This is a genomic window from Sandarakinorhabdus sp. (assembly GCF_040398645.1).
In the GTDB taxonomy this organism is placed as follows: Bacteria; Pseudomonadota; Alphaproteobacteria; order Sphingomonadales; family Sphingomonadaceae; genus Sandarakinorhabdus.
Map to the genome: position 1 here is coordinate 44,616 of NZ_JBBATR010000002.1, position 20,588 is coordinate 65,203.

The 20,588-nt window shown below is 65.2% G+C and carries 22 protein-coding genes and 1 tRNA gene; 13 read left to right on the forward strand and 10 right to left on the reverse strand.

The window, feature by feature from the left end; translation table 11 throughout:
* The 10 genes from ABWP50_RS00755 to ABWP50_RS00800 all read right to left on the reverse strand — a co-directional run.
* Window positions 1-1,238: cytochrome P450 (locus tag ABWP50_RS00755; RefSeq protein WP_353216071.1), on the reverse strand; the 1,238-nt coding region annotated here is incomplete at its 3' end.
* Window positions 1,239-1,257: 19 nt separating this feature from the next.
* Entirely contained in the window at window positions 1,258-2,937 is a 1,680-nt protein-coding gene (locus ABWP50_RS00760) for a hypothetical protein (RefSeq protein ID WP_353216072.1), read from the reverse strand.
* A gap of 693 nt (window positions 2,938-3,630) precedes the next feature.
* Window positions 3,631-3,704, reverse strand: a tRNA-Gln gene (locus tag ABWP50_RS00765).
* Between the two features lie 104 nt (window positions 3,705-3,808).
* A complete protein-coding gene (locus ABWP50_RS00770; RefSeq protein ID WP_353216073.1) occupies window positions 3,809-4,633 on the reverse strand; it encodes an HpcH/HpaI aldolase/citrate lyase family protein in 825 nt (274 codons plus the stop codon).
* A gap of 40 nt (window positions 4,634-4,673) precedes the next feature.
* Entirely contained in the window at window positions 4,674-5,414 is a 741-nt protein-coding gene (gene fliA / locus ABWP50_RS00775; protein ID WP_353216074.1) for an RNA polymerase sigma factor FliA, read from the reverse strand.
* A complete protein-coding gene (gene flhA, locus ABWP50_RS00780) occupies window positions 5,414-7,546 on the reverse strand; it encodes a flagellar biosynthesis protein FlhA (RefSeq protein WP_353216075.1) in 2,133 nt (710 codons plus the stop codon). Before flhA ends, fliA begins: the two co-directional genes overlap by 1 nt.
* Complete coding sequence (locus ABWP50_RS00785; protein ID WP_353216076.1) at window positions 7,543-8,295, reverse strand: transglycosylase SLT domain-containing protein; 753 nt, start codon at window positions 8,293-8,295, stop codon at window positions 7,543-7,545. The genes flhA and ABWP50_RS00785 overlap by 4 nt, the downstream gene beginning before the upstream one ends.
* Window positions 8,292-8,621 carry a hypothetical protein gene (locus ABWP50_RS00790; RefSeq protein WP_353216077.1) on the reverse strand — a complete coding sequence of 110 codons (330 nt, stop codon included), beginning with the start codon at window positions 8,619-8,621 and terminating at the stop codon, window positions 8,292-8,294. Before ABWP50_RS00790 ends, ABWP50_RS00785 begins: the two co-directional genes overlap by 4 nt.
* Window positions 8,622-8,626: 5 nt before the next feature.
* A complete protein-coding gene (gene flgM / locus ABWP50_RS00795) occupies window positions 8,627-8,929 on the reverse strand; it encodes a flagellar biosynthesis anti-sigma factor FlgM (RefSeq protein WP_353216078.1) in 303 nt (100 codons plus the stop codon).
* Window positions 8,930-9,073: 144 nt separating this feature from the next.
* Window positions 9,074-9,589: a hypothetical protein gene (locus tag ABWP50_RS00800; protein WP_353216079.1), complete on the reverse strand. Its 516-nt coding sequence runs from the start codon at window positions 9,587-9,589 to the stop codon at window positions 9,074-9,076.
* A gap of 251 nt (window positions 9,590-9,840) precedes the next feature.
* Between ABWP50_RS00800 and flgB the strand changes: the two genes are divergently transcribed.
* The 13 genes from flgB (at window position 9,841) to ABWP50_RS00865 (ending at window position 20,574) form a co-directional block, all read left to right on the forward strand.
* Entirely contained in the window at window positions 9,841-10,212 is a 372-nt protein-coding gene (gene flgB / locus ABWP50_RS00805; RefSeq protein ID WP_353216080.1) for a flagellar basal body rod protein FlgB, read from the forward strand.
* A gap of 35 nt (window positions 10,213-10,247) precedes the next feature.
* Window positions 10,248-10,604: a flagellar basal body rod protein FlgC gene (gene flgC, locus ABWP50_RS00810; RefSeq protein ID WP_502950945.1), complete on the forward strand. Its 357-nt coding sequence runs from the start codon at window positions 10,248-10,250 to the stop codon at window positions 10,602-10,604.
* Window positions 10,601-10,906 (forward strand): flagellar hook assembly protein FlgD, encoded by a 306-nt coding sequence (locus ABWP50_RS00815; RefSeq protein WP_353216082.1) that lies wholly within the window; start codon window positions 10,601-10,603, stop codon window positions 10,904-10,906. The genes flgC and ABWP50_RS00815 overlap by 4 nt, the downstream gene beginning before the upstream one ends.
* Window positions 10,907-10,910: 4 nt before the next feature.
* Window positions 10,911-12,203, forward strand: coding sequence for a flagellar hook protein FlgE (locus tag ABWP50_RS00820; protein ID WP_353216083.1), 1,293 nt, complete (start codon window positions 10,911-10,913; stop codon window positions 12,201-12,203).
* A 14-nt stretch (window positions 12,204-12,217) separates the two neighbouring features.
* Window positions 12,218-12,979 (forward strand): flagellar hook-basal body complex protein, encoded by a 762-nt coding sequence (locus tag ABWP50_RS00825; protein ID WP_353216084.1) that lies wholly within the window; start codon window positions 12,218-12,220, stop codon window positions 12,977-12,979.
* 13 nt (window positions 12,980-12,992) lie between these two features.
* Window positions 12,993-13,778 (forward strand): flagellar basal-body rod protein FlgG, encoded by a 786-nt coding sequence (flgG, locus tag ABWP50_RS00830; protein ID WP_353216085.1) that lies wholly within the window; start codon window positions 12,993-12,995, stop codon window positions 13,776-13,778.
* Window positions 13,771-14,448, forward strand: coding sequence for a flagellar basal body L-ring protein FlgH (locus ABWP50_RS00835; RefSeq protein ID WP_353216086.1), 678 nt, complete (start codon window positions 13,771-13,773; stop codon window positions 14,446-14,448). Before flgG ends, ABWP50_RS00835 begins: the two co-directional genes overlap by 8 nt.
* The gene (locus ABWP50_RS00840) at window positions 14,448-15,560 is read left to right on the forward strand and encodes a flagellar basal body P-ring protein FlgI (RefSeq protein WP_502950946.1); all 1,113 of its coding nucleotides are present in this window, start codon (window positions 14,448-14,450) and stop codon (window positions 15,558-15,560) included. Before ABWP50_RS00835 ends, ABWP50_RS00840 begins: the two co-directional genes overlap by 1 nt.
* Window positions 15,561-15,565: 5 nt before the next feature.
* Window positions 15,566-15,910, forward strand: a complete 345-nt coding sequence (locus ABWP50_RS00845; RefSeq protein ID WP_353216088.1) for a rod-binding protein — start codon at window positions 15,566-15,568, stop codon at window positions 15,908-15,910.
* Window positions 15,907-17,781, forward strand: coding sequence for a FlgK family flagellar hook-associated protein (locus tag ABWP50_RS00850; protein WP_353216089.1), 1,875 nt, complete (start codon window positions 15,907-15,909; stop codon window positions 17,779-17,781). Before ABWP50_RS00845 ends, ABWP50_RS00850 begins: the two co-directional genes overlap by 4 nt.
* Complete coding sequence (locus ABWP50_RS00855) at window positions 17,778-18,740, forward strand: flagellin N-terminal helical domain-containing protein (RefSeq protein ID WP_353216090.1); 963 nt, start codon at window positions 17,778-17,780, stop codon at window positions 18,738-18,740. Before ABWP50_RS00850 ends, ABWP50_RS00855 begins: the two co-directional genes overlap by 4 nt.
* A gap of 82 nt (window positions 18,741-18,822) precedes the next feature.
* The gene (motA, locus tag ABWP50_RS00860) at window positions 18,823-19,689 is read left to right on the forward strand and encodes a flagellar motor stator protein MotA (RefSeq protein WP_353216091.1); all 867 of its coding nucleotides are present in this window, start codon (window positions 18,823-18,825) and stop codon (window positions 19,687-19,689) included.
* A 21-nt stretch (window positions 19,690-19,710) separates the two neighbouring features.
* Window positions 19,711-20,574, forward strand: coding sequence for a flagellar motor protein MotB (locus tag ABWP50_RS00865; protein ID WP_353216092.1), 864 nt, complete (start codon window positions 19,711-19,713; stop codon window positions 20,572-20,574).
* The last annotated feature ends 14 nt before the right edge of the window (window positions 20,575-20,588 follow it).

Consider the following 20,588-nt stretch of genomic DNA (forward strand, 5'->3'; position numbering starts at 1 on the left):
AACAACAGCGCAAAGATGCTGGTGAGTTGATCGACGGCCATGTGCTGGCTGATGCAGGCATGAATGCCGTGGCCAAACAACAGATTGGGCGCGTTTTCCTGGCCGATCCAGCGATCGGGATCAAAGCGGCCGGGGCTGGGCCAACGCCGGCCATCGCGCAACGCCGCCGCCGTGGCCGCCAGCACGACCGTATCGCCCGCCCCGGTGCGAAACTGGCCAGGATCAAGCGCCGGGGCCATGCGCGCAGCTTCCAGCACGATGCGGCGCATGGCATCACGGTCGCCAGCAGTGGCAGCGGCCTGCGCCAGTGCAAAGGCCGCGGGATGGCGCAGCAGCCAGGCAAAGGCCTTGCCGCCGGCCAGCGTGGTGGTGGGGCCAAGCCCGATGACCATCCCGGTGATGATGGCACGGATCAGCGCATGATCGGCCGGGGACAAGACCGCATTCTGGTCCAGCCTGGCCGCGACCAGCGCCCAGATCAGCCCGCGCGTTGCTGCGATTTCATCCCGAGCAGCCGGCGGCAACGGCGCCAATTGCGCCGCGCACTGCGCGATACGGCCATCGATCAGCGCGCGCAGCCGCCAGCCGCCATGCTGGGCCAGCTCACGGATCACCGCATTGCCGGCCGGATCGCCAAACAGCATCGCCGACATCGCCAGCGTCCAATCGGAATAGGCATCGATATCGGGCACCGCGAGGCCGAGCCACTCAGCGCCGGTTTGCGCTGAAACGCGGGCAAACACATCGCGCATGATATCAATCTGGCCGTCACAATTTGCGATCAATGCCGCAGCAATCACGCTGGTATCGCCAACGAAGCGGCTTTGGCTGGCAGCACAATGCTGCATTGCGGCAAACACAAGCGCGCGCTGGCTGGCATGCTCAGGCCCGTCGGCGCCCAGCATGAACACCGGGCGCAAGGCCGGATCGGCGTCGATGCCCGGCGGCCCATGCGCCAGCAATCGCATGTCCCCGCCAAATGGCACTGGAAATTGCGCAGGATCACCAAGCACTTGGGTCACATCGGCGTCACGCGCAATAATGGTCACCCCAAACAGGCGCAACCGGCCAAGGCGCAGCGCCAGCCACATCACAATCGCAAGCGCCGCACGCACGAACACGCTGTTGCCCGGCCCCAGCCGCTCCAGCCGGAAATCGACCTGCGCCAGATCCTGTCCCGACAAATGCCACGCGGCCGGCACATCAAGCATCGGATATTTCAAGCGAAATCTAGCCATTGCGCCCCCCCTAATTGATTTACAGACCCGCCTGCTGCAACGCTCCCAGCGGTTCCTTCAACCAGGCGTTCCAGGCCGAATTGGTGAACGGAACCCAATCGATGTGATCCAGCTGAAAGCCGGGCCGTGCGGCCTGCAATTCGGCCCGGGCCGCAACTGCCGCAGTATCATTGCCGCCGCGCCAAACCGCATTGATCAACACCACATGCGCCAGCCAGTATCGCGGCTGCAGTGCGATCGCCTTGGCTGCAGAGGATGCTGCGGCGTCCCATTCGCCCTGCAACAACATGGCCAACCCCAATTCACCCTCGCGGTAAAAGGTGAAAAAATTATTTGGCGCCAATCTGTTAGCCTCTTTCAGCCACACCACACCAACCGCCGGCCGGCCAGACAGGATATGCAATGTGCCAAGCTGCTCATGCGCGAAGGCCAGGCTGGGGCAAAGATCCAGCGCCTGCAGCAGCCATGTTTCGGCCGCTTCGGTGCGGCGCAGCCACATTTCGCTGATGCCCACCAGCATGTGCGCCCGGCCATCGCGGCGATCAAGATCGACAGCGCGGCGGGCGGCATCGCCAAATGCGCCGATTTCGTCTGACGCGCCGCGTCGGCTCCACAGTCGATAGCCAAGGTTCTGCGCCCATTCGATGGCCGCATTGGCCGAATTTGGCGCAGCAGCACGCGCTTGCTCGAAAAAGTCAGCCGCAGTGGTCAATTCAGGCTGCGCCAGCCGGTTCTGGTGCCAGCGCCCGCGCCAGATCAGATCATTCACCGCCAGCGCATCGCCATCCAGCAGCGCAGCGCGGCTGCGTTCCGCATCATCGACCTGATCGCTCAGCATGGCCACCAATTGATCGATGATTGGCAAGAACGCGTTGCTTTGCTGCGGATTTTCCAGATCAAGAGTTGGCGCGCACAGCAGGCTGCCATCGGCGCAATCAAGCAATCGCCCCGCAAGTTGCCAGCCCGCGCCCAACCGGCGCAAACTGCCGCCAAACACAAAGGCACCGCCCAGCCGCCGGCCCGCATCCAGCACGGATTCGTCCCCATCAACCGGGAAGCTGGCGCCGGAACCAATAACCTTGAGCCAGCGCAACCGCGAGATTCGATCGGCGAGTTCGTCGCCGATGCCGCCCGCCAGGTAATTGGCACTGGCATCGCCGCTGTCGTTGCTGAACGGCAGCACGGCAAGGCTGGTCTGGCTGCTCGGCAACGGAAATTTTGGCGGCAAGCGATTCGGGGCGCCGGCGCGCTGCGTCTCCAGCCATGCTGCAAATTCATCGGCGCCGGCAATGGCCAAGCCTTCCAGCAGCGTCTGGCCAGGCTCGATGGGCAGAAGCGTGTATACCGCCGGGTCCAGCCACACCCGCCGGCCCTGCACCTTCAGCAAGCCGGGCGCGGCGACATCCAGCCGCTGGCGCAGCCGATGCAATTCCTTGCGCAAGCTGGCCTGCGCCTGTTCCTCATCTCGGCTGCCCCACAGCATCTGCCGAAGCCAATCACGGTTGTGCTCCTGGCGCGCAACCAGGGCCAGCATGGCAATCAAGGCAACGCCCTTGCGGCTGGGCAATTCGATCCGCGCGCCGCTGGCATCGAACATGCGAAACGGGCCGTGCACGCCGATGCGCACCCCGCCAGATTCCCCCGCAGCCAGGCCCGGCTGGCTGGCGGCATCACCACTGCTGTCGTCCCCGCGTTGCACATGAGTCTCCCTGCCCAGACAATCGTTGCGATAATATGGGTCAACACGCGAAGTCACGTTTTATTCACGGCTGCGTCACGGCACGCCTGATGACCTTGGAAACACTCTTCGCTAACAACCATTCAGCAGGTTGTGCCAAAGCTCAATCTGCCAAATTCCTACCAAGCCTCCCTGACGGCATGACCGGCAGGCAGTCAAGGTTCAGCTTAAATTGCTGCTGCCTGAGGGCAGTGGCAGAAATCATGATCGGCACAAGCAATGATCAGCGCATCATCATGCGCTGGCGCAGGCTTCCAAAGTGCCCGACCTACGGTGCAAGCAAGCGGGCCTAGTGTGCGATGTTGACCCGCATCGCCGCCAGATTGTTTGCGCCAGGCCAGCGTGTGGAAAGCGGCGTGTGGCGGAATGATCGCAGCGATACCGGCCCAGGACGCGGGGCCACGTGACGCTTGATCATGCCGCTACACCTCCCCAGCCCCACCACCGCTGGCCCAGCCCTCCGGCTGCCCGGCCGGCGCGAGCCCTGCCGCCTGTAATTGACCCTGCAGGCGGCGGGGCCGCAACCGGGCTCGCAAATAACTGAATTGCGGCGGTCACGCTGGTCGAGCGCCAGCAGTGCTGCACCAAGCGTGCGACACTGGGTTAGCGCTGGTGCAAGGCGAACGCCAAGGCACTTCCTCAAAATAGCAAAATTGGCTGGGGCGCCAGGATTCGAACCTGGGATGGCGGTACCAAAAACCGCTGCCTTACCGCTTGGCGACGCCCCAGCAGGCGCGATACAGCCCTGTTTTGCACGGCCGCCGGGCCGCTCGGTTAGGCAATTGGCGGCAGTTTGCCAAGCGAAATTCAGCCGCAGCCTGCGATGGTTGCTTCAAGCCCTCGCCAGCATGGCCCTTGCTTGGGCGACATGCAGCACCTCAACGAGTTGGCCGTTCCAGGTGGCGACGCCGCGGCCTTGCGCCAAGGCGGCTTCATAGGCGGCGATCAGCGCCTGTGCGTCGGCGCGCTCCTCGGCGCTGGGCGCGAAGATTTCGTTGCAAGGATCGACTTGGCCGGGATGAATCAGCGTTTTGCCGTCAAATCCCAGCATGCGCGCCTGCGCGGCTTCGGCCCGCAGGGATGCGATGTTGCGCACATCGGTGCACACCCCGTCAAAACACGCCACATCTGCTGCCCGCGCTGCCAGCACGATGGCCGACATGGCGTAAATGAGCGGACGGCGCTGCGGATCAGGGCGGGTGTTCAGCGCCTTGGCCAGATCCGCCAGCCCGGCCACCAGACCGGCCACCCCGGGCACCGCCGCGATGGCAGCGGCATTCAACACGCCGCGCGGGGTTTCGATCATGGCCAGCAGCGGCCGGCCGCCAATCTGTGCCACGATCGCCTGCGCCTGCGCTGCCGTGTCGATTTTTGGCGCCACCACGCCGGCAAAGCTGCCCGTTCGTGCCGCCGCAAGATCATCTTCATGCCACGCAGTGTCAGCTGCATTTATACGCAGAAACAGAGCGCGCGGTTCCCAGCCGCCATCATGGGCCGCTGCCACCGCAGCAGTGCGTGCCTCGTCCTTGGCATCGGGCTGCACGGCGTCTTCAAGGTCGAGGATAACGGCATCACACGCCAATGTGCGCGCCTTGGCGACGGCACTGGCGCGATTGGCCGGCAAATAGAGCAGGGATTTTAGCTGAGCTATCGTCATGCCGGCAATCTGCCAGCCAGCGCCGACCCGCGCAACGCCGCTATTGATCAGCCCAGCCGGCCAAGCCGCCGCGCAACTTGGTCAGGGCTGATTTCTTGATCTGGCAGATGCGCGCCGGACCAACGCCGAGCACCTGGCCGATTTCCTCAAGGTTCAGTTCCTCGACGAAATAGAGTTGCAGCACTTGGGCCTCCCGCTGCGGCAGGCCGGCGATGGCGGCCGAAATGGCGCGGCGGCGGCGTTCCTGTTCCAGCATGTCGTGGGCATCGGGATCATGGCTGGCAAACCAGTCACTATGATCGGAATAGACATCATCGATGCTCTCGGTTTGCGCCGATACGGTCTGGGCCATGCCGATGCGATAATCGGCAAGGGTGATTTCCAGCGCTTCGGCCATTTCCGCTTCGCTGGCGCTGCGGCCCATCTGGCTTTCGAGTTTGGACCGCACCTGCCCCCATTCACGTTTGCGCCGCATCGCCGAGCGCACGACGGTGGCACCCTTGCGCAGCTGATCGATCATGGCGCCGCGCACGCGCACACTGGCATAGGTGGCAAAGGCCGCATGGCCGCGATCTTCAAAGCCGCGCGCGGCTTCGATCAGGGCGATCATGCCGATCTGCACCAGATCTTCCACTTCGATGGCCGATGAAACCCGGGCATGCACATGCCAGGCAATGCGGCGCACCAATTGCAGGTGGCTTGACACCAGCCGTTCGGGATCGACAACAGCCAAACGGGCCGGCGCATAAAGTGCGGGATCAAGTCCGAGCCGGGCATCCATCAACTGTCTCCTTGGGGTGGCCCGAACGCGGCGCGCGCGGGCGCGGTACCGATAATCGCGGCAACCTCCACATCACGGTCGTCGGGGATATCGGGAAAAGCGAGCACGGCCACGCCGGCCACACGGGCGCGCAGCAACTGCCACAACGGCCGCCGCACCTGCGGCACCGTCACGATGGCAAAGCGTGAGCCTGCGGCAAGCAGCGGTGCACAAGCGCTAGCGGCCGCTTCGGCCACGCGGGTGACCAGCGCCGGATCAAACGGGTGAGCAGCGCCGGGATTGGCACGCACCGCCTGCACCAGCAGGCCTTCCAGCCCCGGATCGAGCGCAACCGCAAGCAGTGCGCCTTTCACACCGGCAAGTTGCTGAACCAGCGCAAGGCCCAGCGCCGGGCGGATAAGCTCGGCCAGCTCGGCGGGATCCTGCGATTTGGGCGCGGCCGCCACCAGCGCCGCTGCGATCGAACGCAGATCGCGGATAGCGATGCCTTCCTCCAGCAGTCGCTGCAGAACCTGCGTGACCACCGCAGCCGAAAGCAGCTTTGGCGACAATGCGCCGGCCAGGGCCGGCGCGGTTTCGGCCAGCGTATCGAGCAGCGCCTGCGTGTCATCCTGGCCGAGCAGCCGGTGCGCGTGCAGGCCCAGCAACTGATTGAGATGCGTGCCAATCACCGCCGATGGATCGACCACCGTGTAGCCGGCGGCTTCGGCCAGATCGGCTTCGGCTGGATCGATCCAGCGCGCCGGCAGGCCAAAGGCCGGATCGGCACATTCGCGGCCCGGCAGCACCGTGCTGATCGGCCCGGCTTCGATGGCGAGCATGTCGTCGGGGAAAATCTCGTCCTCCCCCACCACAACGCCGGCCAGCGTGATGCGATAACGGAAGGGCGACAGGCCAAGATCGTCGCGCACCCGCACTTGCGGCAGCACAAAGCCCAGCGATTTGGACAATTGCCGGCGCACAGCGGTAATGCGCCCCATCAGCGGCGCGCCGCGGGCTTCGTCGACCAGCGAGACCAGCGCAAAGCCGATATCAAGCGCAGCCGGCGCCGTATCGGCAACATCGGCCCAATCAATGCGGGCGCCCGATTGCGCGCCGGCATCGTTGGTTTCATCGGTGGCGGCAGGGCCAGCGGGCGCCGTGGGCCGGCGGTGCAGCGCCAACCAGAAGGCCGCGCCGGCAGCCGGCACAACAATCAGCAGCGGCATGCCGGGCAGCAGGCCCAGTAGCGCCAGGATCACGCCCACCGGCAGCCACGGCGCCGTAATTCCCAATTGCATGCCAACCTGACCGGCCAGATCCTGCGTCTTGCCAACCCGGGTCACGACCATTGCAGTTGCAATCGAAAGCAGCAACGCCGGCACCTGTGCCACCAGGCCATCGCCAACCGCCAGCAGCAGATAGGTGCGCGCCGCATCAGCAAGCGTGAGATCATGGGAGACAATCCCCAGGATCAGCCCGCCGATGATATTGATCGCCAGGATCATCACGCCGGCAACGGCATCGCCCTTCACGAATTTGGAGCTGCCATCCATGGCGCCATGAAAATCGGCTTCGGTGGTGACTTCGGCGCGGCGCGCCCGGGCCTCTTCGGCTGTCATCAGGCCGGCATTCAGATCGGCATCGATGGCCATCTGCTTGCCGGGCAGCGCATCCAGCGTGAAGCGCGCCGCCACTTCGGAAACCCGGCCGGCACCCTTGGTGATCACCACCAAATTGATGATCATCAGAACGCCGAACACGAACAGGCCCACGACATAATCGCCGCCAACCAGGAAATTGCCGAACGCTTCGATGACGTGGCCCGCCGCATCCGTGCCTTCGTGGCCGTGCACCAGCACCACCCGCGTGGACGCGACATTCAACGCCAGCCGCAGCAGGGTTGCATACAGCAGCACCGTGGGAAATGCCGAAAAATCCAGCGGTTGCCGGATGTTGATCGCCACCATCAGCACGATCAGCGCCACCGCGATATTGGTGATGAAAAACAGATCGAGCAGCACCGCGGGCAGCGGCACCACCATCAAAGCCACCAGCACCAGGATCGCAGCCGGCATCAATGCCGTGCGCGCAGTCAGATTGGCGCGCAGCTGCGCCGGCAGCCGGGCCGAAAAATTGCCGGCCACGCTCATTGCATCGCCGCCAGCACGAGATAGGCCATGCGGGCACGCGCCGCTGCCAGCGCCGGATCAGCCGCAGGCAACATGCGGCCAGCGGGCGGCACCGCTGCACCAGCCCGCACCAGAGCAGACGGCGATGTTCCCATGTGGCGGCCAATGCGGCCGGCCACCAGATCATGCACGGCGGCCAGCGAGCGTGCGGAGCCATCCTTGTGATAAAATGTGCTGTGATTGGCCTGCGCCGCAGCCGGCAACAAATTGGCCGCCGCAGCGCCGGGATCAGCCGCCATCGCACCCAGAAACTTGATGGCGCCGCCAGCCCCGAAAAAAGCCGCTAGATACAGATCGGCAGCACCAGCCGCGCGGCCGAGTGACTTTTCAAGCCGGGCGGCATTGTCACGGGTGAATTCGCCGGCCATTGCCGCGGCCGTTTCGGCATTGTGGCGCAGCGACAGGATACTGTCCTTCACGGCGCGACTGGCACCGGATTTCAGCGCATCCGCCGCCCAACCAAGCCCATGTTTTTCGCCATGCCGGGCCACGACGCCCAGCCATGTTGCTTCGGTGAACTGAAATAGGCCGCTGGCCGTCGAGGTGCGGGCGCGGGCGTGCGGATCAAGCCCGGATTCGGCGCGGGCATTGGCCAGCAGATAGGAAAAATCAACGCCGGTGCGGGCTGCAGCCTGCTCAACGGCACCGATAATGCCGGCAAATGCGCCAGCGGGCCGCGCTACGGGCGCAAAACCATTGGCTGCTGTCATGCCCAGCGGCCATCACGGCCATAGGTCACGGCGGGCTGGCGCAGCGCGGCGCCGGGCGGACGTAGCGCGGCCAAGCGTTTTTCAACGCTGATCAGCTTGGCCCGGCTGCGCAATATGGCTTCGCTGTTCAGGTCGCGCGCTTGTTCAAGCAGCGGGCGCGGCGGCGCGGCGCCAGCCGCAATCGCGGCCTGCACATCGGCAAGTGCCGCCGTCTTGCCAGCCGTGGCGCGTTCGATGGCGTCGGCATCTTCGGCTTCCAGTGCTGCAAGCTCGGCGCGGATGGCACCGATCAATGCGCTGGCAAGATCATCGATGTCGGTCGCCATGCTGATCAGCTGGTGCCGCGATCGAGCGACAGCATGGCGCGGGCGATGGCATCAGCATCGATCTGGTAGCTGCCTTGGGCAATCTGGGCGCGCAGTTCGGCCACGCGGGCGGCGTTGACAGGCGGCGCGCTGGCCAATTCCTTGACGAGCCCGGCGCGGGCAATGCTGTTGCCCGCCACTGGCGCAGCGGCGGCAACGCGGCTGACCTTGCGCGCGGGATCACTGGCCGGTGTTTCGGCAGGGCCAGCAACGCGCGGCGAGATTACCCCACGCCCGATACCGCTGCTGCCGTCGAATGCGTTGATCATTTTATGGACTCCCTCCATGCGGCGGGCTGCTGCCAAAATCCGCACAACGCTGTTAACGGCCATTCACCATGCGGCTTTAATGGCGTTGCGGCGGAAAATTTTGCAGCCATCCGCGCAGCCGAACGGCGGCCGCGGACCCGGGGTTCAGCGGGCCAGAACAACACGGCCACCCTCCTCGATACGGCCCGAAAAGCGCCGGCCTGTGAGAGACTTGAGCGCAACGCGGGTGCCATCGGCATCGCGTTCGGCCTCCGCTTCCATGGCGATGGCAAAGCCCGGCCCGGCGGCTTCGACCTGTACACGCTCCCCGCGGCGGATCATCGGCTTGGGCCGCGCCGCCGCCACGCTGCGACCGCCAGCTTCAGCTGGAACCGCGACGGGCACATACAGCGACCAAGCCGGATCGGCGCAATCGGCGCGCACCACATCGGCGCGCGCCCAACTCAGCGCCGGCGACGGGCAGCGCGGCACCACCATCCGGTCATCCAGCCGGGCCGGGCCGCCGGCAAAACGCGCCACCGCTGCCCGGAGTGCCGCAACATCATGCAAGGCCAGTTGCCCGCCGCGCAGCTGCTGCGCCGGCACGCGAGCTGACCACAGCATGCCGCCAACACCGACAATACAAATGGCCAGGTGCTGCCATTTAAAATCCGCATGCATGGGCCGTTGCTCCTTTCGGTCAGGCGAGGGTGTTTCCCCCGGCATCACAGCCTGCCAAGCAAGAACCGCGCCAACCGCAATCCCCGGCGGTAGGCGCGCAAATCCACGGCCCGGAGCCGGCAAACCCCTCCCTGCTGCGGCAAAATCTTGCCGCAGCAGCGGCAGGCCTTTGCCGGGCTCCGGGCCGCAATGGATGGCCGTCCGTGCAGGGCGGCAATTGGCACGGTCCATGCATCGCTGCCGGCATGACCATGCTCGATACCGCCCTTGGCCTGTCAGCCGCTGCCCTGAAGCTCAGGGGCCAGCGCCTTGATGTGATTGCCGGAAATATCGCCAATGCCTCCACGCCGGGCTTCAAGGCCCGCGATCTGGATGCCGATGCTGCCTTGGCGCGGCTGAATGGCCAGATGCAGGGTGGCAGCTTTGCCGGGCTGCTGGCCGACCAAAGCAGCGGCAATCTCAAATATCGTGCCGCCTTGCAGCCCAGCCTGGACGGCAACACCGTGACCATGGCCACCGAACAGGCGGCATTCGCTGAAAACGCGCTGAAATACCGGGCCAGTCTCGAATTTCTGTCAGGGCGGGTGCAAACCCTGATGAGCGCGATGCGGGCCGAGGGATGAAGGGCCTTTCGACCTTTGATATCGCTGGGCGGGCGATGGCATCGCAGCTGGTGCGCATGAACGCCATTGCGTCAAATCTGGCCAACGCCGGCAGTGTTTCCGGCACCGAACAAGGCGCCTACCGCGCGCTGCGGCCGGTGTTTGCCACCCGTTATGATGGCGCCGCCGCCACCGTGGATGTGGCCAGCATGGCCCGCACCGGCACACCCGAACGCAAGCTTGATCCCAATCACCCGCTTGCCGATGCCACCGGGCATGTCTGGCAGGCCGCAGTCGATCCCAACCAGGAGATGGTCGAAATGGTCGAAACCGCCCGCGCCTATGCCAACAATGTCGAGGTGCTCAGCACCGCGCGCGGCCTCGCGCTCGATACGCTGCGGATCGGCAAATGAGCAGCATCGCACCCGCCCGCGGCGTGACGGCAGCCGATTTGCCGTCGGCGATTCCGGCCCAGCCCAAAGCACCGAACCGCGACCCCAAGGCTTCGCTGGATCAAGGCGATTTCCTGACCCTGATGACGGCGCAACTGAAAAATCAGGACCCGACCAAGCCGGTGGATAACCAGCAATATGTCCAGCAGATGGCGATGTTCTCGCAATTGGCCGGCACCACCGAAACCAACACGCAGCTGGAACGCATAACCGATCGGCTGGACCAGCTGATCGCAGCGACCAACCTCGCACCCCAGGAGTGAGATCATGGCTTTTTACACTGCCCTGACCGGATTGTCCGGCGCGCAAACCGAAATGTCGACGATTGCCAACAATATCGCCAACGTCGGCACCACTGGCTTCAAGCGCAGCCGGGTGCAGTTCGGCGATGTGATTTCACTGTCGCCGCTGTCCAATCCCAATCGCCTGGTGGGATCGGGCACCACGGTGCGCGCCATCAGCCAGCAATTCAGCCAGGGGCCGACTGAAACGTCGACATCGGCGCTGGATCTGGCGGTATCGGGCCAAGGGTTTTTCGTGGTGAAGTCCGGGCCTGGCGGATCGCAGACGCACTTCACACGCAGCGGATCGTTCGGGGTGAGCGCCGATCGCAACATCGTCGATGCACAAGGCCGCCAGCTGCAATTGTTCCCGACCACCGAAAACGGCACCGTGCTGGAAACCGGATTGGCCAACACGGTGGCCGCGCGGCTGCCGCTGGCATCGGGCGTGCCGGTTCCCACCACCGGCATCAACATATCGACCAATTTGCCAGCCAACGCCCCGATCATCGCCGACAGCCCGATTTACACCGCGCTGAACCCCTATGTGTTCAACCGCGACAATCCTGCCACGTTCAATGCCAGCACCTCCACCACGGTGTTCGATAATCTGGGTAACCCGCTGGCCGCCACCGTTTATTACATCAAGGACAGCGTGGCCACCACGGCCGATCCCTTTCACCGCTGGACGGCGCGGGTGTTTGTGGGCGATGCCGAACTGGCTGTTGGCGGCACCGCAGGCATCGCAATGGAATTCGATGCGGCTGGTGTGCTCACCGCGCCGGTCGCGCCGTTTCCGTTCGATCCGATCACGCCGCCGGGCAGTTCGGCGCAATTGGCGCTGACGGTGAACCACGGCACCAACACCACCCAGCAGGCCGCACCGTTCAGCGTGGCCGCCATCGAGCAGGACGGGGTGCCGGCCGGGCAGCTGGAAAGCGTTTCGGTGGATGCATCCGGGCTACTGCGCGCCAGTTTTTCCAATGGCGAAGTGCAAAGCATCGGCAAGGTTGCGCTGTCGATCTTCTCCAATCCGCAAGGCCTTAAGCAAACCGGCGATTCAAGCTGGGTGGTGACGCCGCAATCGGGCGAAGCCATCACGGGCGAAGCCGGCCGCAACGGCATCGGCAGCTTGCTTTCGGGCAATCTGGAACGATCCAATGTCGATCTCACCACCGAACTGGTCAATCTGATCGCGGCCCAGCGCAATTTTCAAGCCGCCGCCAAATCCATCGAAACCGATAATCAGTTGATGCAGACCATCATCAACATCAATTAAGCGGCTGATTTGTCATGGACCGGCTGATCTACACCACATTGTCCGGCCTGAGTGTGCGGGCGCGCGAGCAATTGGTGACGGCCAACAATCTGGCCAATGCGAACGTGCCCGGCTTTCGCCGCGATGTGGTGGCGCAGGAAAGCCGCTATCTGGCGGCGCGGGCCGATATCGACGGCGCATGGCGATCGCGAACCCAGACCGGCGCGCCCAGCCTGGCCACCCCGCACCAGGCCGGCCGCGTTGCTGCCACCGGCCGCGAGCTGGATGTGGCACTGGCCGGGGAGGCGTGGCTGGCCGTGCAAGGCCCGGTGATCGGCGGCGATGTGCGCGAAGGCTATACGCGGCGCGGAGATCTGACGGTGAACCCGGCCGGCGTGCTGGTCAATGGCGATGGCCGCGTGGTGGTAAATGCCAATGGTGCGCCGATTTCGGTGCCGCCCGGCGCTGCTGTCATCATTGGCAAGGATGGCACGATCACGGCAATGCTGCCCGATGGGCCGCAGCCGCTGGGCAAGCTGAAAATGGTGGACGGCAGCAGCCTTAAAAGCCGCGACAAGGCGGCGGACGGCCTGTTCTTGCCGGAAGACCAATTGTCCGCTGATCCCGCCGCCCGCCTCGAAACCGGCGCGCTCGAAAGCGCCAACATCACCGCTGCCGAAGCGCTCGTGGAGCTGGTCGAAGAACAGCGCGGCTTTGAAGTGAACGCACGCCTGCTGCGGCTGGCCCAGGAAATGGACGAGCAAGGCAGCCGCCTGCTCGGCATGGACGGCAAATAAGGGGAATTAGAGCATGACCACGGCCCTGCAAATCGCCCGTTCGGGGCTGGATGCGCTCGATCAGCGCATGAAAACCATCTCCAACAACCTCGCCAACGTCTCCACCACCGGCTTCAAACGCGACCGCGCCAATTTCGCCAGCCTGATGTATCAGGATGATCGTAGCCCCGGCGCAGCCAGCGGCGCTGATACCCAATATGCCACCGGGCTGGGCACCGGCACCGGCGTGCGCATCGCCGGCACCGAACGCATCCATGCCCAAGGCAGCATGCAGCAAACCGACAATGCCCTTGATCTGGCCGTGGATGGTTCCGGGTTTTTCGCCGTGCAATTGCCCGATGGCACAGTGGGCTACACCCGCGACGGCGGCTTCAAACTGTCGGCCACCGGCGAAATCGTCACCACCAGCGGCATGCGATTGGCGCAGCCGCTCACGGTGCCCGATGGCGCGAGCCAGCTGGTGATTGCGCCCGATGGAACGGTTACCGCTACCCTGCCCGGCCAGGCTGCGCCTGTCGAAGTCGGCCAGATGCAGCTGGCGCGCTTTCTCAATCCCGCCGGGCTGATGCCGATGGGCGACAATCTTTACCGCGAAACCGCTGGCTCCGGCCCGGCCACCCAGGGCGTCGCCGGGCAGGCCGGCATGGGCCAGATCCGCCAGGGCATGCTGGAGGGATCCAACGTTTCCACCGTGCAGGAGCTGGTGGACATGATCGAAACGCAGCGCGCCTATGAGATCAATTCCAAGGTGATCAGCGCGGCCGATGAAATGAGCCGCTATGTGGTGCAGAATGTCTGAGCGGCGTCGCCCTGATGCAATCACGGTGGCGGCAGCGGTGTTGGTGGCGGCAATTCCGGCGGCTGCGGCCAAGCCGGACAACAAGCTGCGCGCGATGCCGCCGGCCCTGCCCGCCGCGATTGCGATGCCGGCCCGGCCAACCGGCAGCCTGTTCAGCATCGCCACCTTCACCGGCCTGACCACCGATCGGCGCGCCCGCCGCGTTGGCGATTTGGTCACCATCCGCCTCGAAGAACGCACCACCGCCTCCAAATCGGCCAGCGCCGATTCCAGCAAGGACAGCGACACGAATTTGCGGCTGCCGCAGTTTTTTCCGTTCACCCGCATACCGCCAGGTGCCACTCAGGCCGGCAGTTCCCAGCAGTTCACCGGCAGCGGCTCTGCCGAACAGAATAATGAATTGTTCGGTGAAATGACCGTGACCGTTGCCGAAGTGCTGCCCGGCGGCGTGCTGCGCGTGGCCGGCGAAAAACGGCTGGTGATCAATCGCGGCGAAGAACATCTGCAAATCACCGGCCTGATACGCATCGACGATCTGAGCGCCGACAACAGCGTGCCATCCACCCGCGTGGCAGACGCGCACATCCGCTTTGGCGGCACCGGCCAGATCGCCGACAACAGCCGCCAGGGCTGGCTGGCGCGGTTCTTTGCCAAGATACTGCCGTTCTGATGCGGGTTGGATTTGCCTGCTTCTGGTTGGCCACCATTTTGCTGGTTGTCGGTTTGCTGCCGGCCCCGGCTGCCGCCGAACGCGTCAAGGATATTGCCCGCTTTGCCGGCGTGCGCGCCAACGCGCTGACCGGCTATGGCGTGGTGGTGGGCCTGACCGGCACCGGCGATCAGAATCTGGAATTCACCATCCAGTCGCTCAAGGCAGCGGTGGGTCGGCTGGGGGTGAACCTGCCGCCCGGCGTCAATCCGCAGCTGCGCAACGCCGCCGCCGTGTTCGTTACCGCCGAACTGCCGCCGTTTGCCAAGCCCGGCCAGCGGCTGGATGTGACCGTGGCGGCACTGGGCCAGGCCAAATCTCTGCGCGGCGGCACCTTGCTGCTCACCAGCCTGCAGGGGCCGGACAGCGAGATTTATGCGGTGGTGCAGGGATCATTGGCAGTGGGCGGCTTTGGCGCGGAAGGCCGGGATGGCAGCCGCATCGTGGTGGGCACCCCGTCCAGTGGCCGCGTGCCGGGCGGTGCCATCGTCGAACGATCGGTGCCGTCGCCATTTGCCGATCGCGGCCCGATGTTTCTGGATATGAACGAACCGGATTTTTCGGCCACCAAGGCTGTGGCCGATGCCATCAACCGTGAATATGGCGGCGAAGTTGCGCGCGCCGAAGACGGCATTCGCATCGTGCTCAATGCCCCCGATGATGCGGCAAGGCGCATTGTTCTGGCCGCCCGGATCGAGGCGTTGAATGTGGCGCTGCCAGCGCCGCCGGCACGTGTGATCGTGAACGCCCGCACCGGCACGGTGGTAATCTCCGGCGAAGTGCGCATCTTGCCGGCGGCGGTGGCCCACGGCAATCTGACCGTGCGCGTGACCGAAAATCAGCAGGCCAGCCAGCCCGGCCCGCTGGCCCGCGGCCAGACCGTGGTGACCCAGCAATCCAGCGTGGAGGCCGCCGAAGCGCAAACCCGAATGAACCTGTTTGCCCCCGGCGCGCGGCTGGGCGATATCGTCGATGCCGTCAATGCGCTGGGCGCTGCGCCGGGCGATCTGGTGGCCATCCTGGAGGCGCTGAAGGCCGCTGGCGCGCTGCGCGCCGAATTGATCGTGATCTGATGGAGATGACGCCAGCAAATCCGGCTTTTGCGCCGAACCAGCTTCGCATTGGCGCTGCACCGCTTGGGCTGGCGGGGCTGGCCAAGCCCGGCTTGGCCCTGCGCGCAGCAGGTTTGCCGCTGGCAGCCAGCGTGGACGAAGCGAAACTGGCGGCAAAGGCCGGCAGCGATTTTGAAGCCCTGCTAGTAACGCGCCTGCTGAAAACCGCGCGCGCGGCCAAGCTCGGCGATGATCTGATGGGCAACAATGACCAGATCCGCGACATGATCGATGAAGCGCGCGGCCGCAGCCTGGCGGCATCGGCGCCGCTTGGCTTGGCACAGATGCTGGCCCGTGAGGCGCGCAAATGATGGATTTGCTCAATCTGGGCCGGTCCGGCGTGCTGGCCTTTCAGCGCGCGTTGAACACCACCGGCGAAAATGTCGCCAATGCCGACACGCCGGGCTATGTACGGCGCAAGGCGATATTGGCCACGCAGCCGGCCGGGCGCGGCGGGCCTTTGGAACGGTTTGCCGGCGCATCCGGCGTGCGTTTTGATGCGTTGGTGCGCGATGTCGATGCGCTGAAGGCGCATGCCGCGCGCACCGCCAGCGGCGATCAGGCCCGGTTTGGCGCCCGGCTGGACTGGCTGGAGCGGCTGGACAGCCTGAACACCAGTGCCGATGTGAGCGGGCGCGTCGGGGCATTTTTCAATGCCGGCACCGATCTGGCCGCAGCGCCCACCAGCCGGGCGGCGCGCACGCTGTTTCTGGCGGCAGCCGATGATGCCGCTGCAGCCTTTGCCGGGCACGGCGAAACCCTGGCCGCGCTGGACAGCGATATCAGGGCCGAAGCCGCGCTGTCGGCCCGGCGGGTGAATGATCTGGCCGGCGCACTTGTGCTAGTGAACGAACAATTGCGGCGCGGCGATCCCGGCGATGCATCGGCAGCTGGCCTGCTCGATAATCGCGATAGCCTGCTGCGTGATCTGGCAGGCGAAGTGCGCATCGGCATCACCGAAGGCCCGCGCGGCGTGGTGGACGTGACTCTGGGCAGCGGCCCGGCCGCCGTGGCGCTGGTGCCGGCCACCGGCAATTCCAGCCGCATCGGCGTCGCCCCCGATGGCCTGACCGTGCTGCTCAATCCCGAATTCAATCCAACGCCGCTACGGCTGCCGGCATCGGGCCGGCTGGCGGGACTGCTGGAGGCCAGCGCCGATATCGGCAAGGCGCGCGCCGCGCTGGACAACGCCGCAGCTGGCTTTGCCGGACTGGTCAATGATTGGCACGGGCGCGGCATCGATGCCAATGGCGCGCCGGGCACCGCGCTGTTTGCGGTGCAGAGTGTGGCCACCACGGTGGGCAAGGCCAATATCGGCCGCGCGCCGATCGATGTCGTGCTGGCGGATGGATCGGTGCCGGACGTGTCGGGCTATCGGCTGATTGCCGAAGCCGGCGGCTTCACGCTGGCGCGCGGCGATGGCACTGCCAGTGTGACCGGGCCTGGCCCACTGCTGCTCGACGGCCTGACCGTGACGATTGGCAGCGGCAGCGCGGCGGGCGACCAGTGGACGCTGGCGCCGCTGAATGGTGCCCGCGGGCTATCGCTGCGGCCGCTGCTGCCCGATCAGGTTGCGGCGGCCGAACGCTGGCAGATCGATGCACCCACCAGCAATGAAGCTCGCAGCCTGCCGACGATTTTTGATGATGCGGCTGCGCTGGCGCTGCCCGGCGGCGATATCACGCCGCCGCCATGGCGCATCACTGTAATTGCCGGCGGCCTGGCCGAAATTCGCGATCCGACCGGCGTAACGCTGCTGGCAACCGTGCCAGCCGATGGCAGCCTGATCGAAGGGCCGGGGTTACGCTTCACGCTGCCGGCCAGCAGCGCGGCAGGCGACATGTTTCGCATTGCCCCCACCCCGGCTGACAGCCAGGACAATCGCCGTGCCATCGAACTTGGCCGCCTGCGCCTGCAACCGGGGCCAAATGGCACCATCGAAGCGGAATTGGCCGCTGACAGCGCCGGCATTGGCGCGCGGGTGGCCGATACGCGCCGGCTGGAGGCCGCGGCTGCCACGCTCAAGGAAGATACCGCCCGCGCCAACGACGCGGTATCGGGCGTCGATCTGGAATTTGAAGCCGCCGAACTGACGCGCCTGCAAGCCGCCTACCGTGCCAACGCGCAGGTGCTGGGCGTGGCGCGTGATCTGTTTGATCAGATCCTCGGCCTGACCCGGTGATACCGCCGGTTTCGTCCCGCTCCGGCCATGATGCCGCCGTGCGCCGCCTGACCGATTTGTCACGGCAATTGGCCGATGTGCAGCAGCAGATTTCCACGGGCCGCAAGGTGGTGAAGGCTGGCGATGATCCGATTGCCTTTGCGCGGGCGGCTGCGCTGAAACGTGCCGATGTGGCTGCCAGTGGCCAGCGCCGGGCCATGGATGCCGCCCAATCGCGGCTTTCGGCCAGCGAAGTGGCACTCACTGGCATCGCCGACATCACGGCGCGCGCCAAGGAACTGGCGCTGGCCGGGCGCAACGCCACCCTGAATGCCGGGGACCGCGCCGTGCTGGCCAGCGAAGTGCAGGAATTGTTGAGCGCGGCGCTCGGCCTGGCCGAAACGCGCGGCGCCGACGGCGAAGCACTGTTTGCCGGGGCTGGCACGCCGCCGGCCTATGGCACCGACGGTGCCGGCCTCGCGGCCTGGGCCGGGCTGGGTGCGCCGCCGCTGGTGGCCGTGACCGGGCGTGTGCTGGAGGCCGGCATCACTGGCCCGGAGGCTTTTGGCGAAACTGCGGCGCTGGACCCGCTATTGCCGCCGCCCGATCCGCTGTTGCCGCCGCCGCCGCGCACGCGCAATCTGTTCGACAGCCTGGCGCATCTGGCCGCCAGCCTGACCGACCCGCGCGAAGCGTTTCGCGATGCCGGCATGGACGAAGCCATCGGCGCCATCGATGGCCATATCGACCGGCTGGCCGGCGCGCAGGCCGTTTTGGGCACACGCGGTGCACGGCTGGACGCGGAGGCCGAGCGGCTGGACAAGACACAATTGCAGTTCAAGACCGAGATTTCCAAATTGGAAGACACTGATCTGGCGGCCGCCATCGCCCAGCTGGACCGGCTGGGGGTGATATTGGATGCCGCCCAGGCCAGTTTTGCGCGCGTGTCGCGGCTTAGTCTGTGGGACGATATTCGCTGATCCACCAAAGCGGACATATTTAATCCGCTTTGGCAACGGCCGTAAGGGATTGGGTACCGGTCCTCTGGAGACGCCCGCCCCCATGCTGTCCATTGTCGGCCTTGTCGTGCTTGTCGTAATGGTGTTTGGCGGCTTTGCCATCACCGGCGGCCATCTGGAGCCGGTGCTGCATGCCCTGCCCCACGAATTCCTGATCATCGGCGGCGCTGCGGCCGGGGCCACGCTGGTGGCCACCGATATCAAGGGCATCAAGGAGATGGGCGGCGGCTTTCTGCGCATCGTTAAGGGGCCAAAATACAAGAAAGCCGATTATGGCGCTGCGATTTTCCTCACCGCGCGGCTGATGCGGCTGTTTCGCACCGATGGCCCGACCGCAGTTGAACCGCATATCGAAGACCCGAAATCATCATCGATCTTTGCCGAATATCCGCAATTTGCCGGCGATCATTTCTTCATTGCGCTGGTCACAGATTCGATCCGACTACTGGTGGTCTCCACCGGCACCTTGTCCCCCTACGCCGTGGAGGAGGTGATCGACATGCATATCGATACCCACCACCACGCCGCCCTGAAACCCGTTGAGCGATTGCAAACCATGTCGGACGCCTTGCCGGCGCTGGGCATTGTCGCGGCCGTGCTGGGCGTCATCAAGACGATGGGCAGTATTGATCAACCGCCGGCGGTGCTGGGCGCGATGGTCGGTTCGGCGCTGGTCGGCACTTTTCTGGGCGTGCTGCTGTCTTATGGCGTGGTCGGGCCGATCGCCGCCCGCCTGAAATCGGTGATCGATGAAGACAGCGAGATTTACCTGGTGGTGCGCCGGGTGATCATCGCCACCCTGAAAGGCCAACCGCAGCCGCTGGTGATCGAAGCGGCGCGCACCGCCATCAGCCCAACCCACCAACCGACGTTCAGCGAGATTTTCGACGGCCTGCGGACTGCGAAATAACAGGCTGATGAGGCAGAGGCCGTGAAACCCGAAGGCAAGATCGAGCCCGAGATCATCATCAAGAAGGTGAAATCGCACGGCCACGCCCATCATGGCGGGGCGTGGAAAATCGCCTATGCCGATTTCGTCACGGCCATGATGGCGTTTTTCATGCTGCTCTGGATTTTGGGCGCCACCAACGAACAGCAGCGCAAGGGCATTGCCGATTATTTCTCGCCAACGATGATCCAGATGCAGGCCACCGGCGGATCAAACGGGCTGTTTGGCGGCCGATCGGTTGAAACGCCCGATGGCGCAATGGAGCGGCCGGAAACCAAGGGCCAGCGCCCGGTCATGTCGGGCGGCAGCGGCGGCACCAAACAAGCGGGCGGCGCGGACGGCAACGGCAAGGATTCAAAAGCCAAGGACAATGCCCGCTTTGAGAAAATCGCCCGCAACCTGCAAGCGCGGCTGGAAGCCGACCCGACACTGAAGGGACTGCAAGGCCAGGTGAAATTCGTCAGAACCCGCGACGGCCTGCGCATCGATCTGGTGGAACGCGCCGATTTTTCGATGTTTGCGCTGGGCACTTCGGCGCCCACCACCGCCGCTGGTGCGCTGGTGCAAACCGTGGCCCACGCCATCGAAGGCACGCCCAACAATCTGGCCGTGCGCGGGCATACCGACGCGCTGGGCTTCAAGGGGCCGGGCGGGCCATCGAACTGGAGCCTTTCGACCACTCGCGCCGATGCCACCCGCCGCCTGCTGATGGGCGCCGGCATCCCGAGCAGCCGGTTTCGCCGCATCGAAGGCGTGGCCGATACCGATCCGTTCGTGAAGGCCGATCCGGCCGATCCGCGCAACCGCCGCATCAGCATCACCCTGCTGTACGAAGATCCAGCCTGATTTCGGCCTGATTT